Origin of the sequence: Algibacter sp., assembly GCF_029245835.1 — a bacterium.
Classification (GTDB): Bacteria; Bacteroidota; Bacteroidia; order Flavobacteriales; family Flavobacteriaceae; genus Algibacter_B.
Genome location: NZ_JAQWOO010000085.1, coordinates 1 through 15,988 on the forward strand (window position 1 = coordinate 1; position 15,988 = coordinate 15,988).

12 protein-coding genes are annotated in these 15,988 nt (G+C 31.2%); 5 read left to right on the forward strand and 7 right to left on the reverse strand.

The window, feature by feature from the left end:
• The first annotated feature begins 309 nt into the window (after positions 1–309).
• Entirely contained in the window at positions 310–1,761 is a 1,452-nt protein-coding gene (locus tag P8K68_RS13600) for an IS1182 family transposase (protein WP_300252041.1), read from the forward strand.
• 205 nt (positions 1,762–1,966) lie between these two features.
• On the opposite strand, the gene P8K68_RS13605 is transcribed toward P8K68_RS13600, so the two are convergent.
• From P8K68_RS13605 to tsaD, 7 genes are all read right to left on the reverse strand, one after another.
• Complete coding sequence (locus P8K68_RS13605) at positions 1,967–3,148, reverse strand: class I SAM-dependent methyltransferase (RefSeq protein ID WP_300252044.1); 1,182 nt, start codon at positions 3,146–3,148, stop codon at positions 1,967–1,969.
• Between the two features lie 8 nt (positions 3,149–3,156).
• The gene (locus P8K68_RS13610; RefSeq protein WP_300252047.1) at positions 3,157–4,245 is read right to left on the reverse strand and encodes an AI-2E family transporter; all 1,089 of its coding nucleotides are present in this window, start codon (positions 4,243–4,245) and stop codon (positions 3,157–3,159) included.
• Between the two features lie 101 nt (positions 4,246–4,346).
• Entirely contained in the window at positions 4,347–4,847 is a 501-nt protein-coding gene (locus tag P8K68_RS13615) for a TrmH family RNA methyltransferase (protein ID WP_300252049.1), read from the reverse strand.
• Between the two features lie 228 nt (positions 4,848–5,075).
• The gene (locus P8K68_RS13620; protein WP_300252052.1) at positions 5,076–5,717 is read right to left on the reverse strand and encodes a DUF4159 domain-containing protein; all 642 of its coding nucleotides are present in this window, start codon (positions 5,715–5,717) and stop codon (positions 5,076–5,078) included.
• A gap of 7 nt (positions 5,718–5,724) precedes the next feature.
• Complete coding sequence (locus tag P8K68_RS13625; RefSeq protein WP_300252055.1) at positions 5,725–6,429, reverse strand: 16S rRNA (uracil(1498)-N(3))-methyltransferase; 705 nt, start codon at positions 6,427–6,429, stop codon at positions 5,725–5,727.
• Complete coding sequence (locus P8K68_RS13630; protein WP_300252057.1) at positions 6,429–7,067, reverse strand: peptidylprolyl isomerase; 639 nt, start codon at positions 7,065–7,067, stop codon at positions 6,429–6,431. The genes P8K68_RS13625 and P8K68_RS13630 overlap by 1 nt, the downstream gene beginning before the upstream one ends.
• A gap of 123 nt (positions 7,068–7,190) precedes the next feature.
• On the reverse strand, positions 7,191–8,213 hold the full coding sequence (gene tsaD, locus P8K68_RS13635; RefSeq protein ID WP_300252060.1) for a tRNA (adenosine(37)-N6)-threonylcarbamoyltransferase complex transferase subunit TsaD: 1,023 nt from the start codon (positions 8,211–8,213) through the stop codon (positions 7,191–7,193).
• 182 nt (positions 8,214–8,395) lie between these two features.
• Between tsaD and P8K68_RS13640 the strand changes: the two genes are divergently transcribed.
• The 4 genes from P8K68_RS13640 to P8K68_RS13655 all read left to right on the forward strand — a co-directional run bounded on the left by P8K68_RS13640 (position 8,396) and on the right by P8K68_RS13655 (position 15,986).
• On the forward strand, positions 8,396–12,766 hold the full coding sequence (locus tag P8K68_RS13640) for a translocation/assembly module TamB (RefSeq protein WP_300252063.1): 4,371 nt from the start codon (positions 8,396–8,398) through the stop codon (positions 12,764–12,766).
• Positions 12,767–12,911: 145 nt separating this feature from the next.
• Positions 12,912–13,898 carry a 6-phosphofructokinase gene (gene pfkA, locus P8K68_RS13645; RefSeq protein ID WP_300252066.1) on the forward strand — a complete coding sequence of 329 codons (987 nt, stop codon included), beginning with the start codon at positions 12,912–12,914 and terminating at the stop codon, positions 13,896–13,898.
• Positions 13,899–13,915: 17 nt separating this feature from the next.
• Positions 13,916–14,920, forward strand: coding sequence for a type I glyceraldehyde-3-phosphate dehydrogenase (gap, locus tag P8K68_RS13650; protein WP_300252069.1), 1,005 nt, complete (start codon positions 13,916–13,918; stop codon positions 14,918–14,920).
• Between the two features lie 205 nt (positions 14,921–15,125).
• On the forward strand, positions 15,126–15,986 hold the full coding sequence (locus P8K68_RS13655) for an N-acetylglucosamine kinase (protein WP_300252072.1): 861 nt from the start codon (positions 15,126–15,128) through the stop codon (positions 15,984–15,986).
• Positions 15,987–15,988 lie beyond the last annotated feature (2 nt).

The following is a 15,988-nucleotide window of genomic DNA, read 5'->3' on the forward strand; positions in this document are numbered from 1 at the left end:
TCTATCTGATCTAAAATGCTGTTTACTATACGAACAGGATGATTCTCTGGTACAAAATCATCATAACTTGGTGGGAGAAGACTTAATTGAGACTGACTATTCGTCTTCCAAACGATGTTGCTTTTCATACCTTTAAGATACGAAAACCAATACTTTTTTTAAAATCTAAAACAATAAAAAAGAGACTGCCTTTTTAGAGGGCACTGAAAAAGTATCTTAGTTAAATACAGATTGAATTAAGAGGAGTAAAACGTAATGTTTTTGCTCCTTTTTTTGTATCTTATTTAGTGATTAAAAGACATCCATTCTATGTTATTACATCAACAACAAATTCAATTAAGCAGCTATTCTGATCTATACGATTTAATTGTACCCAAAGAAAACCTTCTTCGAAAAATCAATGAATTGATTGATTTTACTTTTATCTATGATGAGTTGGTAACTAAGTATAGTTCGACTACTGGTCGTAGTGCAGAAAGTCCTATTCGGATGTTTAAGTATCTGTTATTAAAAACCATTTATAATATATCGGATGTCGATGTTGTTGAGCGTTCACGTTTTGACATGTCATTTAAATATTTTCTAGACATGGTTCCAGAGCAGGATGTCATTAACCCTAGTTCTTTGACCAAATTTAGAAAATTGCGTTTAAAGGATACGGATTTATTAAATCTGCTTATTGGAAAAACGGTTGCAATAGCTATTGAAAAAGGGATTATTCGTTCTAAATCAATTATAGTTGATGCCACACATTCAGGCTCAAGGTCAAACCCCTTTTGTGCAGTTCAAATTTTAAAAGAACGTTCAAAAATACTACGTAAATCGGTTTATAAGGTAGATCCAAGCTGGACATCACGAATGCCAAAGAAGAATGATCAAGATGATTTAGAAAAAGAAATTGCTTATTGCAAAGCGCTCAAAGAACTTATTGAATCAGACCAAACAATGAGTTTAATACCCACTGTTAAAGAAAAATTAAACCTATTAAAGGAAACCGTAGAAGATACTCGAGATAACCTTGTTTTTTCTAAAGACACCGATGCTAAAACGGGTCACAAATCTGCTGATAGTTCATTCTTTGGATACAAAACACATATTGCAATGACCCAAGAGCGAATTGTTACCGCAGCTACAGTTACCTCAGGAGAAAAAGGGGATGGTCTAGAATTGCCAAAATTGCTAGAAATAAGTCAAGAAAATGGAATTGCAGTAGACACCATTATTGGAGATGCTGCTTATTCAGGAAAAAAGAATCTTAAATTAACTAGTGAACAAAATATAAAAATTGTAGCCAGATTAAACCCTATAATTAGTCAAGGGATTAGGAAGTATGAAGACAAATTTGATTTTAATAAAGATGCCGAAATGTTTGTATGCCCTGCAGGACATATGGCTATACGAAAGGCACGTCAAGGCAAAAAAAATATTGGGAAAAACCAAGTTGACACGTATTATTTTGATGTCGAAAAATGTAAAAAATGTCCTTTAAAAGAAGGATGTTATAAGCCTGGAGCAAAAACTAAAAGTTATTCGGTATGTATAAAATCAGATTTACATAAAGAACAAATGGATTTTCAAGAAACAGACTATTACAAAGAAAAGGCTAAACACCGATATAAAATAGAGGCTAAAAATAGTGAGCTAAAAAATGTACATGGTTATGGGCGTGCAAATGCATATGGAATAAAAAGTATGCAAATGCAAGGCGCTATAGCACTATTTACAGTAAATCTCAAGAGAATTTTAAAATTAGAGGACTAAAAAAAGAAGTAAAACTCAAAACAAAAATAAAAAGCACTTCAAGCATCTAAAGACCTCAAAATTAACGTATTGCCATAGAAAAGATAGACCACGAAAACGCAAAAAACGCTTAAATAATTCAATTTTATTTAAGCGTTTTTTATTTATGTATTGAAAAATCGTCGCTTTTTCAGTGCCCTCCCTTTTTAGACAGTCTCTTTTTTGTTTATTCTATTTTTGAAGTTATTAGTATAATTTTGTTATCCTCTACATTAGTTGTAAAAAACATATAAATATTGCCACCATCCTTTATTTTGAATTTCTTTCTTATTTGCTGAACTGTTTCAGGAAAATTTCGAGTAGCAATATTGGCTTTAGTAAAAGCCATTTTTTTAAGCTCTTTTTTATTATAAAGTATTATTTTTTCTATCTTAAAAACGCGTCCAGGAAATTTAATTAAACCTTCTGAAGTGTATAAATGTGAATGTTTATGAAGTTTAAAAACACCTAATTGTTTAGCAACTTGATTAAATGCTCCAGCTTTTAAAATAGATGCGTTAGGCTCATATAAATAGGTGAGTGGTTTAGCATAATTCGATTCTGTATGTTGTTCTTCATTGATTAAAAAATCAAACTTTGCTATATTGTCATTTTTAATATTTACAGTTTCAATATTTATAGAGCCATTATAATCTTTATCTAAAACCCATAATAATTCTTTTACTTCGTTGTTTATTGCAACGATATGTATGGTTTTCACATGACTCAATTCACTAATTCCAAAAGACAAATCTAATAGCGGAGAGGTTTTAATCATGATGTTTTTAGAGTGTTTAAAAAGCATCTCTAAATGTTGAGGAACATTTGGCAAGCAATCCTTTAAAAAGAAAACCTTCCCTTTACTATCGTGCCGTCTTGAAGGGTCAATATATATCCAATCATAAGTTTGAGATGATTTTTTTAAATAGTTAATACCATCCGTTTGAACAGTTACAATATTTTGAACATTTAACTGAATAAAATTATGCCTTACAATTCCTGAGAGCATTTTATTTATTTCGCAGTGTTTAACTGTTTTAAACCGCTTAGAAAAGTAAAAACAATCCACACCAAAACCACCAGTTAAATCAATAATAGAATGCCCTTCTAATAATTCCGATTTATATTTTGCTGTAGTTTCAGATGATGTTTGCTCTATATTCAGTTTGTTTGGATAATAAATTTTTTCATTAGAAAACCATGTAGATAGTTTTGTTTTACTTCTTTTTTTAGCTTCAATTTGCTCAATAAGAGTTTTGGTATCAACTTCTGAAAATGATGTTCCTTTTAGCAATAAGGCACTAATATTAGTATCTAAATTTAAATTTATAAATTCTTGAATTTCAGTATTTAATATGGCTTTATTCAAAATAAAACTTAAAGACCTTTAGTGAGTTTTTTTACAATCTTATTTTCAGATAAGAATGCCTTTAGAATAACTTTTATTGCAGTATAAGCAGGTACAGCTATGATTAAGCCAATAACACCAAACAAAATACCTGTAATTAGAATAACCAAGAAAATTTCAAGAGGATGAGATTTTACACTTTTTGAGAAAATGATAGGCTGACTTCCAAAATTATCAACCAATTGGCCTATTAAAAAAACAATAAAAACCCAGAATGTTTTTGGTATAATAACATCGCTAAAGGAGTTTCCAAGGTTACTTGTCATGGTTAACGTAAGCATTAAAAACGCCCCAACAAGGGGGCCAACGTATGGAATTAAATTTAAAAGTGCACATAAAAAGGCGATAACTATAGCGTTTTCTACACCAATAATAAGTAATCCTATAGTGTAAATTATAAAAAGAATCAGTATTTGAAATATAAGCCCAACAAAGTATCTAGAGAGTAAATCTTTAATTTTTGTAGAAGATGTTTTCCAACGAGATTCTTTATTGTCTGGGATAAATGTTAAGATGCCATTTTCGAATAACTTGCTATCTTTAAGGAAGAAAAAGGAAATAAATAATACCGAGAATAATCCAACACTAAAACTACCTAATCCGCTAATCACGGAGTTTAAAAAATCTGGTATTAATGCGAAATCTATTTTTGAGAGTAAATTAGATTCTTTTAACGATTGCTCAACATCAATTTGGTGTAAGTCAAAGTAAGTAATAATCTCGCTATATAAATCTTCTATGTTGGTTTGTAATTCTTCAATATTTAACAAAGATAAATTTTGTCCTTGTTTTATAACTAAAGGAATGAATAGACCTACTAAGCCAATAAAAATTCCTAATAGGAGTAACATGGCCACAATAACTGCGATTGTGTTTTTAAATTTCAATTTACGTTCTAAGAATAAAACAATAGGTCTGCCAATTAAAGAAATCACAGCAGCAATGGCTATATAGCTTATAACCGATTGAATTTGATACAAAAATAAAAGTAACAAAGCGGTACCGAATATAATACCAACAGCTTTAATAATACCGTTAGAAATTGTGTTTGAATTCATCTAGTAAATATAATATTATTTGTTGTCATTGCGAACACTGTGAGGTAAACTCACAAATCAGAGTTAAATATGGACAGATTGCTTCGTGCCTCGCAATGAGGTTACAAAAGCTGCTTTGTAATTTCATATAATGCAATGTTGGTGGCTTGAACAACATTCATACTGCTATTTTGACCAAACATATTAATATGAATAACTTGGTCTGATGCATTTAAAATATGTTCTGAAACACCAAAATTCTCGTCACCAATAATGAGTGCGATGGGTTTTTCTTTTGAAAAGTGAGTCTGGTGGATGGGTTGACTTGAATCTGTAATTTCTAATGAAATAACCTGGTAGCCTTTAGTTTTTAATAATTCTACAACTTCTGAAGCAGTATTTTTAATTTCATAATTCACAACTTTCTCAGTAGCTCGAGATGTTTTTGCCATTTTCCGACCAAACTGAATATTTTTACCACAAAGGATGAGTTTTTCAATACCAAAAGCATCAGCAATTCTGAATAAACTTCCAATATTTGGAGCGTTGGTAACGTTATCACAAACTAACGTGATTGGAAATATTTTTGACTGAAAATTTGTATTGTAGTGAGTGAGTTGCAAGTGTTGTTATTTGTTTATGCGTTTGTTGTTTAGTTGTTTTGCCGCGAATTCACGACTGTTTTTTTAATAGAATCCAAAAGTATTCCAGTTAGCAAAATCAATACCATCAAAACTTTTAAAAACACTTTAAATAGACCTTTGAATGTGTTTTCCTCTTTTTGGTTTTCTAAAACCATTCAACTAACATAACCACAAAATCTTTCTTAAAAATTCGTGAATTCGTGGTAGCTAGTTTTCAAAAGCAAATTTAACAATGTTAGCTCCCATTTTAAATGCCTTTTCTCTTATATCAGCAGGATCATTATGTACTTCAGTATCTTCCCAACCATCTCCTAAATCGCTTTCATAAGTAAACAATAGCATTAATCTATCTTCATTAAAAATACCAAATGCTTGTGGGCGTTTAGCATCATGTTCGTGTATTTTCGGCAATCCGTTTGGGAATTTATAAACCGTATTGAAAATAGCGTGACTAGTTGGTAACTCAATTAGGTCTTTATCAGGGAACACCTTTTTTAATTCTTTGGTGATGTATGGTTCCATACCATAATTATCGTCAATATGTAAAAACCCACCTGAAATTAAATAATTACGCAGGTTTTCGGCATCGGTTTCACTAAAAAATACATTTCCATGCCCTGTCATGTGTAATAATGGAAATTGAAAAATATCCGAACTCCCTGTTTCAACCGTCTTTGGCTTAGGGTTTATTTTTGTGTTTATATTATCGTTACAAAACTTAATAAGGTTTGGCAGGGCAGTAGGGTTTCCATACCAATCGCCACCACCTTTATATTTTAAAATGGCCAAATCTTGAGCAAATAAATTAAAAACTAAAAGTGAAAAGATAAAAGTTAAAAATAATTTCATAGTAAAATTACTCATTAGTAAATGCAACGGAATGACACGCAACAATAGCAGCCGTTTCTGTGCGTAATCTGGTTTCTGCCAAAGTTACAGGAATAAAATTATTTTCAAGTGCTTTAGCTATTTCTTTAACAGAAAAATCGCCTTCTGGACCAATTAAAATAGTAATATCGCTATTTGGTTTAATTTGCTCTTTTAAAGATTTTCTATCCGTTTCTTCACAATGAGCAATAAATAATTCAGTTTCAAAGTCTTTATTTATAAAGTCTTGAAAAGACATGGCACTATTAAGTTTAGGCAAATAACAATTTAGCGATTGTTTCATGGCCGACTGCAAAATACGTTCAAAACGTTCTTTTTTTATTACTTTTCGTTCGCTATGATCGCAAATAATAGGGGTAATGCTATCAATACCAATTTCGGTAGCTTTTTCTAAAAACCACTCGTAGCGGTCGTTCATTTTTGTTGGAGCAACAGCTAAATGTAAAGTGTAATTTCGCTTGGTTTGAAGCTTTTTCGACACAATATGAACAGTACATTTATTGATATTTGGTACTGAAATTTCAGCAGTAAATAACATACCCTTTCCATTTGTAATATGTAATGTATCTCCAATACTTTTACGCAAAACTTTCACGATGTGTTTACTTTCTTCTCTTTCAAAAGTAAATTGTGAAGTGTTTTTATTTAAATCTGGACTATAGAAAAGCTGCATTATTCTTTGGCTTCAACAATTTTTAAAACTTCAATTTCTGAAATATCTTTTGGCTCATGTGTTTTTAATACAACGTAATATGCGTTTTCCGAAGGCACATCAACATTAAAAATACTATTCAAGCTATTTTTATTATCAATTAATTGGCTTTCAAGTTCTGTAGATACGTCTTCTTTTAAAAGCCAACCTATATCACCACCTTTATTTGAGTTTTCGTCCTTAGAATAACGTTTTGCTAATAAATCAAAAGGTAAACCATTGTTAAATTGAGCAATTATTTTTGCTCTCATTTCTTCAATTTCATGTATACTGTTTTTTTCTCCATTTAAATAAATGCACGCCGCTCTGTAATATGTTTTTTTACTTTTATTAATGACTTTGTAGAATGTTTTTTCAAATTCACGTTCATTTACCTTTGTGCCACCAACACTCAATTTAAAAAGATCTTTAGCTAAAATCGTTTTATGTTTCTCTTCATTAAAAGTAATTAGTTTATTTTTTTTAGATTTTTTTGATTCTAAATAACTTTTAATTTGCTCTGGTGTTTCAATGGTTTTAAGGGCTTCTTCTGCTGAAGTTTGAGCTGCTAAAAATGAAGAGGTACTTAATACTAATAAAACAAGTAATTTTTTAAACATAAATGTAGGTTTTAAATTCAATTTCAAATTTAAAAGTAATAGTTAATGATACCAATAAAGCAGAAATAAGTTTTTAAGAGGCTATTGTTTATAACTTTATTTTTGAAAAAAAATAGTTGATAATCAAATCTTCAACCTCGCCGAAGCCACTACATCCTGTTCAGCAAAATTACCTTCTAAATATTTTAAATAGCCTACAATAGCAATCATAGCAGCATTATCTGTCGTGAATTCAAATTTTGGGATGTAAGTCGTCCAACCAAACTTTTGTTCACCATTTTTAAGCGCTTGCCGTATTCCAGAATTAGCAGAAACACCACCACCAATAGCAATATGATTAATAGCTCTTTGTTTAGTAGCGAGTTTCAGTTTATCAATCAAAATACCAATAATAGTATATTGAATGGAGGCACAAATATCGTTTAGATTGTCTTCAATAAAATTCGGGTTAGCTTTAACTTCACGTTGAATAAAATAAAGTACAGCCGTTTTAAAACCAGAAAAGCTAAAATTTAAACCGTCTACTTTTGGCTTGGTGAATTTAAATGCATTAGGGTTCCCAAGCGCTGCACGTCTATCAATTTCTGGTCCAGCAGGGTAATTTAAGCCAAGAATTTTTCCGCTCTTATCAAAAGCTTCACCAACAGCATCATCAATAGTTTCGCCTATAACCGTCATATCAAAATAGTTGTCCACTTTAACGATCTGCGTATGTCCTCCAGAAATGGTCATTGCTAAAAAAGGGAAAGGGGGTTTTTCAAATCCATCTTCATCGATAAAATGCGCTAAAATATGACCCTGCATGTGGTTCACATCAATTAAAGGAATGTTTAAACCATAAGCCAAAGATTTAGCAAATGATGTACCCACCAATAAGCTCCCCATGAGTCCAGGACCTCTTGTAAATGCGATACCCTGTAATTGATTTTTAGTAACACCAGCTTTTTCTAGGGCCTGATGAACTACAGGAACAATATTTTGCTGGTGTGCTCTAGAGGCTAGTTCTGGTACAACTCCACCGTATTCTTCATGTATTTTTTGACTAGCAACAACATTGCTTAAAATACGCCCGTTATAAATAATAGACGCAGCGGTATCATCACAAGACGACTCAATTCCAAGAATGTAAATATTTTGTGAAGACATTAATAAATTTTAGGCACAATAATTGTTAATTTTGAAAACGAATAAATATCTCAACAGTTACTTTTATTCGTAAATGCAAAAGTAGTTTATTCTTAATAAAGTTATAACTTTAAGACATCAAAAAATATCTAAAAATACTGTCAAAAATAGCAGGTATTCTGTTATTATTATTCATCATTTTGGTGCTGGTATTTTCTATTCCTTTTGTTCAGACAACAGTTGGAAAACGAGTTACAAAAATGTTGAATGATGATTTTAAAACCAACATCAACATCGATAGGGTGAGTTTGCAATTTAATGGCGATGTAGAAATTAAAAATATTTATATAGAAGATTATAAAAAAGACACCCTTATAAGTATTGCTGAACTAAATACATCAATTTTAAATTTTGGAAATTTATTTCAAGGCAAGCTGGTTTTTGGAGATATCGATATTGAAAACCTCTTATTTCATATTAAAACCTATGAAGGAGCCACTGATACAAATCTTGATATTTTTGTAGATAGATTTGAAGACGATAATCCAAGAACAGGGAAAAGTAGTTTTTTAATGTCATCTAGTGATGTTTCAATTTACAAAAGTGTTTTTATGCTTTCTAATGAAAACAAAGAAACGACCAAAGTACTTCATTTTGAAAATTTAAATATTAACGCCACCAATTTTCTAATACATGGAAGTGATGTAAGTATGCGAATAAATACTCTATCCTTTAAAGACAGTAGAGGGGTAGTTGTTAAAAATCTGATGACTGATTTTGCATATACTTTAACGGATATGACGTTTGCTAACATGCAAATAAAAACGCCTGGGTCTATTTTAAAGGGCGATTTAAAGTTTTCATATCTAAGAGAAGATTTAAAATACTTTACAGATAAGGTTCAAGTACATGCAAGTTTTAAAGATTCCAATGTGTTGTTGGATGAGCTAAATACTTTTTATAATGAGTTTGGAGTAAACCAATCTGCAAAATTTAGTGCAGATTTATCTGGTACATTAAATGATTTACAAACCAGTAATTTAAAGTTAAACACAAACGCTAATACTAGAGTATATGGCCATATTAATTTTAAAAACCTATTTAATAAAGAATCCGATAATTTTTACATGAATGGGAATTTCAGTAATCTATCCTCAACCTATAACGATTTAAAGGGGTTGTTGCCAAATGTTTTAGGCGATGCTATACCATCTTCTTTCGATAGATTAGGTTATTTTACTATTATTGGAAACTCTCAAGTTACGTCTTCAAAAGTAATAGCAGATATTGAAATTGATACCGAGTTAGGTTTTGTTGATTCCAATTTAGAAATCACAAAAATTAACGATATAGATAACGCTGATTATAAAGGAAATATAATTTTTGAACAATTTGATTTTGGTATATTTTTAAACGACCCTAAAGTTGGAAGAGCATCATTAGATGTTAATGTTGATGGAAAAGGGTTCACTACTGAAACAGTAGATACCAAAGTAAAAGGTGAAATTTTTGAATTGGTTTATAATAACTACAACTACAATCGTATTAAAGTTGCAGGTAATATTCAGAATAGAATTTTTGACGGAAACCTTAATGTGAATGACAAAAATCTTCAACTAAACTTTAGCGGTTTAGTAGATTTTTCAGAAACGATTAGGAAATACGATTTTGAAGCCATAGTCGATTATGCGGATTTAAAAGCGCTTAATTTTATAAAGAGAGATAGCATTTCTATTTTTAAGAGTAAGGTAAATATGAACATGAATAGTAGTAGTATTGATGATGCTTTTGGTAAAATAGCGTTTAGCAATTCTATGTATAAAAATGAGAATGATTCTTATTATTTTAACACGTTTGATGTGTCTTCAAGATTCGAAAAAAACATACGTTTTGTAGAATTTAATTCTCCAGATATTATTGAAGGCGAATTAAAAGGCCGTTTCTTTTTAAAAGATTTGAAAAAATTATTTGAAAATTCAATAGGGCATATCTATACAAATTATATACCGCATGATGTTGATATCAATCAGAGTATAGACTTTAACTTTAAAATTTATAATAAAATTGTTGAAGTTATTTATCCTGAAATTGAACTTGCTAAAAATACATTTATTAGAGGTCGAGTTGAAAGTGCGGAAGAGAACTTTAAACTTACTTTTAAATCACCTAAAATTAAATACCTAGAAAACTTTGCAAATAATATTGAATTGCAAGTAGATAACAGCAATCCGTTATTTAATACGTTTGTTGAAATTGATAGTTTAAACACAAAATTTTATGATGTTTCAAAATTCAGTTTAATAAACGTTACTGTAAACGATACGCTTTTTATGCGATCGGAGTTTTCAGGAGGTAAGCGAAATAATGATGCCTATAACTTAAGTTTTTATCATACCATTAATAGCGATAATGAGTCGGTAATAGGTTTCAAACAGTCTGATATTACCATTAAAAAGAACACATGGATGATTAATGAGAATCAAGATCGATTCCATAAAATATCTTTTGATAAAAAACTCACTAAGTTTAATATAGATAAGTTTAAGATTAATCATAATAATGAAGAAATTAAACTTTCTGGTTTTCTTCGAGATTCTACACAAAAGGATTTAAAGCTAAATTTTACTAATGTAGATTTAGCTAAAATCACACCAGATATAGATAGTTTATCACTAGCAGGAAATGTTAATGGTAAATTAGATATATTACAAAAAAACGGAAGTTATCTTCCAAATTCGTCTATTATTATTGATGATTTTAGAGTTAATGATTTTTTACTGGGGTCCTTCGATGCCACAATATCAGGTAATGAGTTTTTAACAGAATATGAAGTAGATGCTACAATTAAAAATGATATTACCACGGCATTTGGAGCAAAGGGAAATATATTTGTTTCTGGCAGAAAATCAACTATAGATGTTACACTAGATTTTAATGCCTTCAACTTATCGCCTTTAAATCCTTTGTTAGATGGTGTTTTATCCAATATTCGAGGAGAAGCAAATGGAGATGTTAAAGTTATTGGAGATCTAAGGAAACCTGATATAAATGGCGATTTAATAATTAAAAATGGAGGTTTAGGTATACCATATCTTAATGTAGATTATGATTTTAATACCAACGCTTCAGTAACTTTAAAAAACCAAAGTTTTATTTTTAATAAGATAAGATTAACAGATACTAAGTACAATTCTATAGGCTTATTAGATGGCTCTTTAAGTCATGTGAATTTTGCAAAATGGAGCTTAGGTTTAAATATTACTACACCGCGTTTATTAATTTTAGATACTGAAGAAGCTGAAGAATCTTTATATTATGGTACAGGTTTTATTGGAGGAAGAGCAAGTATTTTTGGACCTACCGAGCAATTAGTTATTAGTGTAGTTGGAGAAACTAAACGTGGTACCGTATTTAAAATACCTTTAAGCGATGCCGAGTCTTTTGGTGATAATTCATACATTCATTTTATAACTAAGCAAGAAAAAGAAGCAAGAAAGCAAGGCGTAGAAGTTGTTTTTGAGGAAATTAAAGGTCTTGAATTAGACTTTGATTTAGACGTTACTGAAGAAGCAGAAGTAGAACTAATTATAGATAAAAACACTGGACATTCATTAAAAGGACGCGGGCGAGGTGGTTTATTAGTAGAAATAAACACAAATGGCAAGTTTGATATGTGGGGGGATTTTGCTGTTTTTGAAGGCGTTTATAATTTTGCTTATGGCGGATTGGTACAAAAACAGTTTCTAGTTCAGCCAGGGGGTACTATAGCATGGGAAGGAGAACCTGCAAAGCCAATTATTGATATGCTTGCTACTTATAAAACCCAAACTAATCCTTCACCATTACTGGATAACCCCATAAATAGAAGTATTCCTGTAGAAGTTAATATAAGTTTAAGTGGTGATTTAGAGCAGTTAAACCCCATCTTTAGTTTTGAGTTTCCTAATGTAAATTCAACAATAAAATCAGAGCTTCAATACAGACTAGAGTCTCAAGAATACAAGCAGGATCAAGCGTTATATCTCATATCCACAGGATCGTTTTCTAGAGGTATTAATGAAGTTAATTTTTCTGGTACTATTGCCGAACGTCTTAATGGTATTATCAATGGCATTTTTACTTCAGAAGATAGTAAACTTAATGTGGGATTGAATTACGAAGCAGGACAAAACAGACCCGACTATCAAACTGATGATAGATTTGGAGTCACTTTACAAACTCAAATTAGCGATCGTGTTTTAATTAACGGAAAAGTAGGGGTGCCAGTAGGAGGTGCCACTGAAACTGTAATAGCAGGCGATGTAGAAATAGATTTTTTATTAAATGAAGAGGGTACCCTTACGGCAAAAGTATTTAATAGAGAAAATAGTATTAGAAACTTTGGTGAAGCTATAGGCTATACTCAAGGTATAGGACTTTCTTATAATGTAGATTTTGATACCTTTAAAGAACTTATTCAAAAACTATTTAAAAACTCAAAGGAACAACAAGCATCTGCAGCGGAATCTTCAGAGAAAAATAAAGAAAAATCTATCCCAAAATACATATCATTCAAGAAATCTTCAAAAAAATAGGCGCTTTTTTACGCTGTTTTTCACATCATTAACTTTTTTTTATCAACTAAAACGTTATAGTTTTAGAACTCATATTAATTTACTTAAAATGCTATAGATATGTGCATTTTGTTTAGTAATTTTACTTCATTAAATTTGAAAATTAATGTCTCAAAAGATAAAAAAAATAGCAGTTTTAACATCAGGAGGTGATTCTCCAGGAATGAATGCAGCCATTCGTTCAGTAGTTAGAACATGCGCTTATCATACTATAGAATGTGTTGGTGTTTACCGAGGCTATGAGGGTCTAATGGAAGGTGACTTCAAACAATTGGACGCAAGAAGTGTAAGAGGTATTATAAATAAAGGTGGAACCATACTAAAATCAGCTAGATCTAAAGGGTTTAGAACCAAAGAGGGTAGAAAACAAGCACATAAGCGCTTGATGGATGCTGGAGTTGGTGGTTTAGTTGTCATAGGCGGAGATGGTTCTTTTACAGGAGCACTTATATTTAATCAAGAGTTTGGTTTCCCAGTAATGGGTATCCCAGGAACTATTGATAATGATATTTTTGGAACATCGCATACCTTAGGTTTTGATACGGCTTTAAATACCGTTGTAGATGCCATAGATAAAATACGTGATACAGCCAGCTCACACAATAGATTATTTTTTATTGAAGTAATGGGGCGTGATGTTGGTCATATAGCCCTTAATGTGGGTATTGCTGGTGGTGCTGAAGAGATTTTAATTCCTGAAGAAGACTTAGGACTAGATAGATTAGTAGAATCTTTAAATAAAAGTAGAAAATCTGGAAAATCATCAAGTATTGTAGTTGTAGCTGAAGGTGATAAAATAGGTAAAAATATTTTTGAACTTAAAGATTATGTAGATGAAAACATGGAAGATTATGATGTAAGAGTCTCTGTTCTTGGTCATATGCAACGTGGTGGAGCACCTTCATGCTTCGATAGAGTTTTAGCAAGTAGAATGGGCGTAAAAGCTGTAGAATCTATGTTAAATGGACAAACCAATTATATGGTAGGTTTATTAGATAATAAAATGGAACTTACACCATTAGATAATGCGATTAAAGGAAAAACAAAAATAAATTTAGAATTATTGCGTGTCTCAGATATTATGAGCACTTAACATTTATAAACACGATTATGTCAAAATTAAAAATTGGAATTAACGGATTTGGTAGAATAGGTAGAATTGCTTTTAGAGTAGCAGCTTCTCGATCAAATGATATTGAAGTAGTAGGAATTAATGATTTATTAGATGTCGATCATTTAGCTTATTTATTAAAGTTCGATTCTGTTCACGGACAGTTTGATGGAACTATTTCTACTAAAGATGGTAACTTAGTTGTAAACGGAAACACAATCCGCGTAACTGCAGAGCGCAATCCAGAAGATTTGAAATGGGATGCTGTTGGAGCAGACGTTGTTTTAGATTGTACAGGTATCTTCACAAATTTAGAAGGTGCAGGTAAGCACATTACTGCTGGAGCTAAAAAGGTTGCAATTTCTGCACCATCTGCTGATGCACCAATGTTTGTAATGGGAGTAAACCATAAAGATATAACAGCTGCTGATACTATCGTATCTAACGCATCTTGTACTACTAACTGTTTAGCGCCATTAGCTAAAGTAATTAACGATAAATTCGGAATTGCTGAAGGGTTAATGACTACAGTGCACGCTGCAACTGCAACACAATCAACTGTTGATGGTGTTTCTAGAAAAGATTACAGATTAGGAAGAGCGTCTTTAAACAATATTGTGCCGGCTTCAACTGGAGCAGCAAAAGCTGTTGGAAAAGTAATTCCTGAATTAAACGGTAAATTAACAGGTATGGCTTTTAGAATTCCTACTGTTGATGTATCTGTAGTAGATTTAACCTGTCGTTTAGAAAAACCAGCACCTTGGGCTGAAATAAAGAAAGCTTTAAAAGATGCTTCTGAAGGTGAATTAGACGGTGTTTTAGGTTATACTGAAGAAGGTGTAGTTTCTCAAGATTTCGTATCAGAGCCTAAAACAAGTACATTCGATGCTAATGCAAGTATGGCTTTAAATGATGGTTTTGTAAAATTAGTATCTTGGTATGATAATGAGTTTGGTTATTCAACTAAATTAGTTGACTTAGCGCAACATATCGCTTCTATATAATAATTTTTTAATATATTTCCACAGTATTAATCGATTCTGATTAGTGCTGTGGATTTTTTGTTAAACGCTATTTTGATTCGTTTGTAACACGAAATCAAAAAAGTAAGTTGAACAAAATCCTGGTGCATATCGGGATCTATCTTTTTAACGTTTGTATTTAAAATTATTTCGATGCAACGTTAATAACTCTTTTAATTCTAAACTTATGATTTTAATTATTGATAGTGGTTCTACTAAATCAGATTGGTTGGCTGTAGATAATAACGGAAATAAATTAATGGATAAAATCCGAACAAAAGGATTGAACCCAGCTATTTTAAGCGAAAAAAAACTAACAAAAAGAATCTTAAAGAGTAAAGAATTAAAGGCCAATAAGGAAATTGTTACACACGTATTTTTCTATGGCGCAGGCTGTGGTACAGACAATGCGGTATCACTATTAGAAAATGTTCTTGCAAGCATTTTTCCAAATGCACATATAGAAGTTAATGAAGATACTTTGGCAGCTGTTTATGCTACCATAAATCACCCAAAAGAAGCTGCGGTAGTTTGTATTTTAGGTACAGGGTCTAACTGTAGTTATTACGATGGCGAGCAATTACATCAACGCGTTATATCGCTTGGATATTCATTAATGGATGATGCTTCTGGTAATTATTATGGTAAGCAACTCATAAGAGATTATTATTTTAATCACATGCCAGAGAATGTTAGAATAGCCTTTGGAGCTAAATATAACCTGGAAGCCGATTTTATAAAATACAATTTATATAAACAACCTAGTCCAAATGCCTATTTAGCAAACTTTGCAGAATTCATGTTTTTGCATAAAGATTCAGAATACACTATCAATCTTATTAAAGATGGTATAAGATTATTTGCTAAAAATATGATTATGCAGTATAGAGAGGAATTAAAAACGGTTCCTGTACATTTTGCTGGATCAATAGCGTTCTTTTCTCAAAAAGAAATTAAAGAAGTTGGCGAAGAAATGGGCTTTAAAGTCGGGAATTTTGAACGTAGACCTATTGATGGTTTAGTGCCCTTTCATACTAAAAATCTGTAAGT

Bases quoted from the DNA above. Each gene is read 5' to 3' on its own strand.
- P8K68_RS13625 (WP_300252055.1), bottom strand. From the start codon at position 6,429: ATGCAGCTTTTCTATAGTCCAGATTTAAATAAAAACACTTCACAATTT.
- P8K68_RS13655 (WP_300252072.1), top strand. From the start codon at position 15,126: ATGATTTTAATTATTGATAGTGGTTCTACTAAATCAGATTGGTTGGCT.
- P8K68_RS13600 (WP_300252041.1), top strand. From the start codon at position 310: ATGTTATTACATCAACAACAAATTCAATTAAGCAGCTATTCTGATCTA.
- tsaD (WP_300252060.1), bottom strand. From the start codon at position 8,213: ATGTCTTCACAAAATATTTACATTCTTGGAATTGAGTCGTCTTGTGAT.
- gap (WP_300252069.1), top strand. From the start codon at position 13,916: ATGTCAAAATTAAAAATTGGAATTAACGGATTTGGTAGAATAGGTAGA.
- pfkA (WP_300252066.1), top strand. From the start codon at position 12,912: ATGTCTCAAAAGATAAAAAAAATAGCAGTTTTAACATCAGGAGGTGAT.
- P8K68_RS13620 (WP_300252052.1), bottom strand. From the start codon at position 5,717: ATGAAATTATTTTTAACTTTTATCTTTTCACTTTTAGTTTTTAATTTA.
- P8K68_RS13610 (WP_300252047.1), bottom strand. From the start codon at position 4,245: ATGAATTCAAACACAATTTCTAACGGTATTATTAAAGCTGTTGGTATT.
- P8K68_RS13630 (WP_300252057.1), bottom strand. From the start codon at position 7,067: ATGTTTAAAAAATTACTTGTTTTATTAGTATTAAGTACCTCTTCATTT.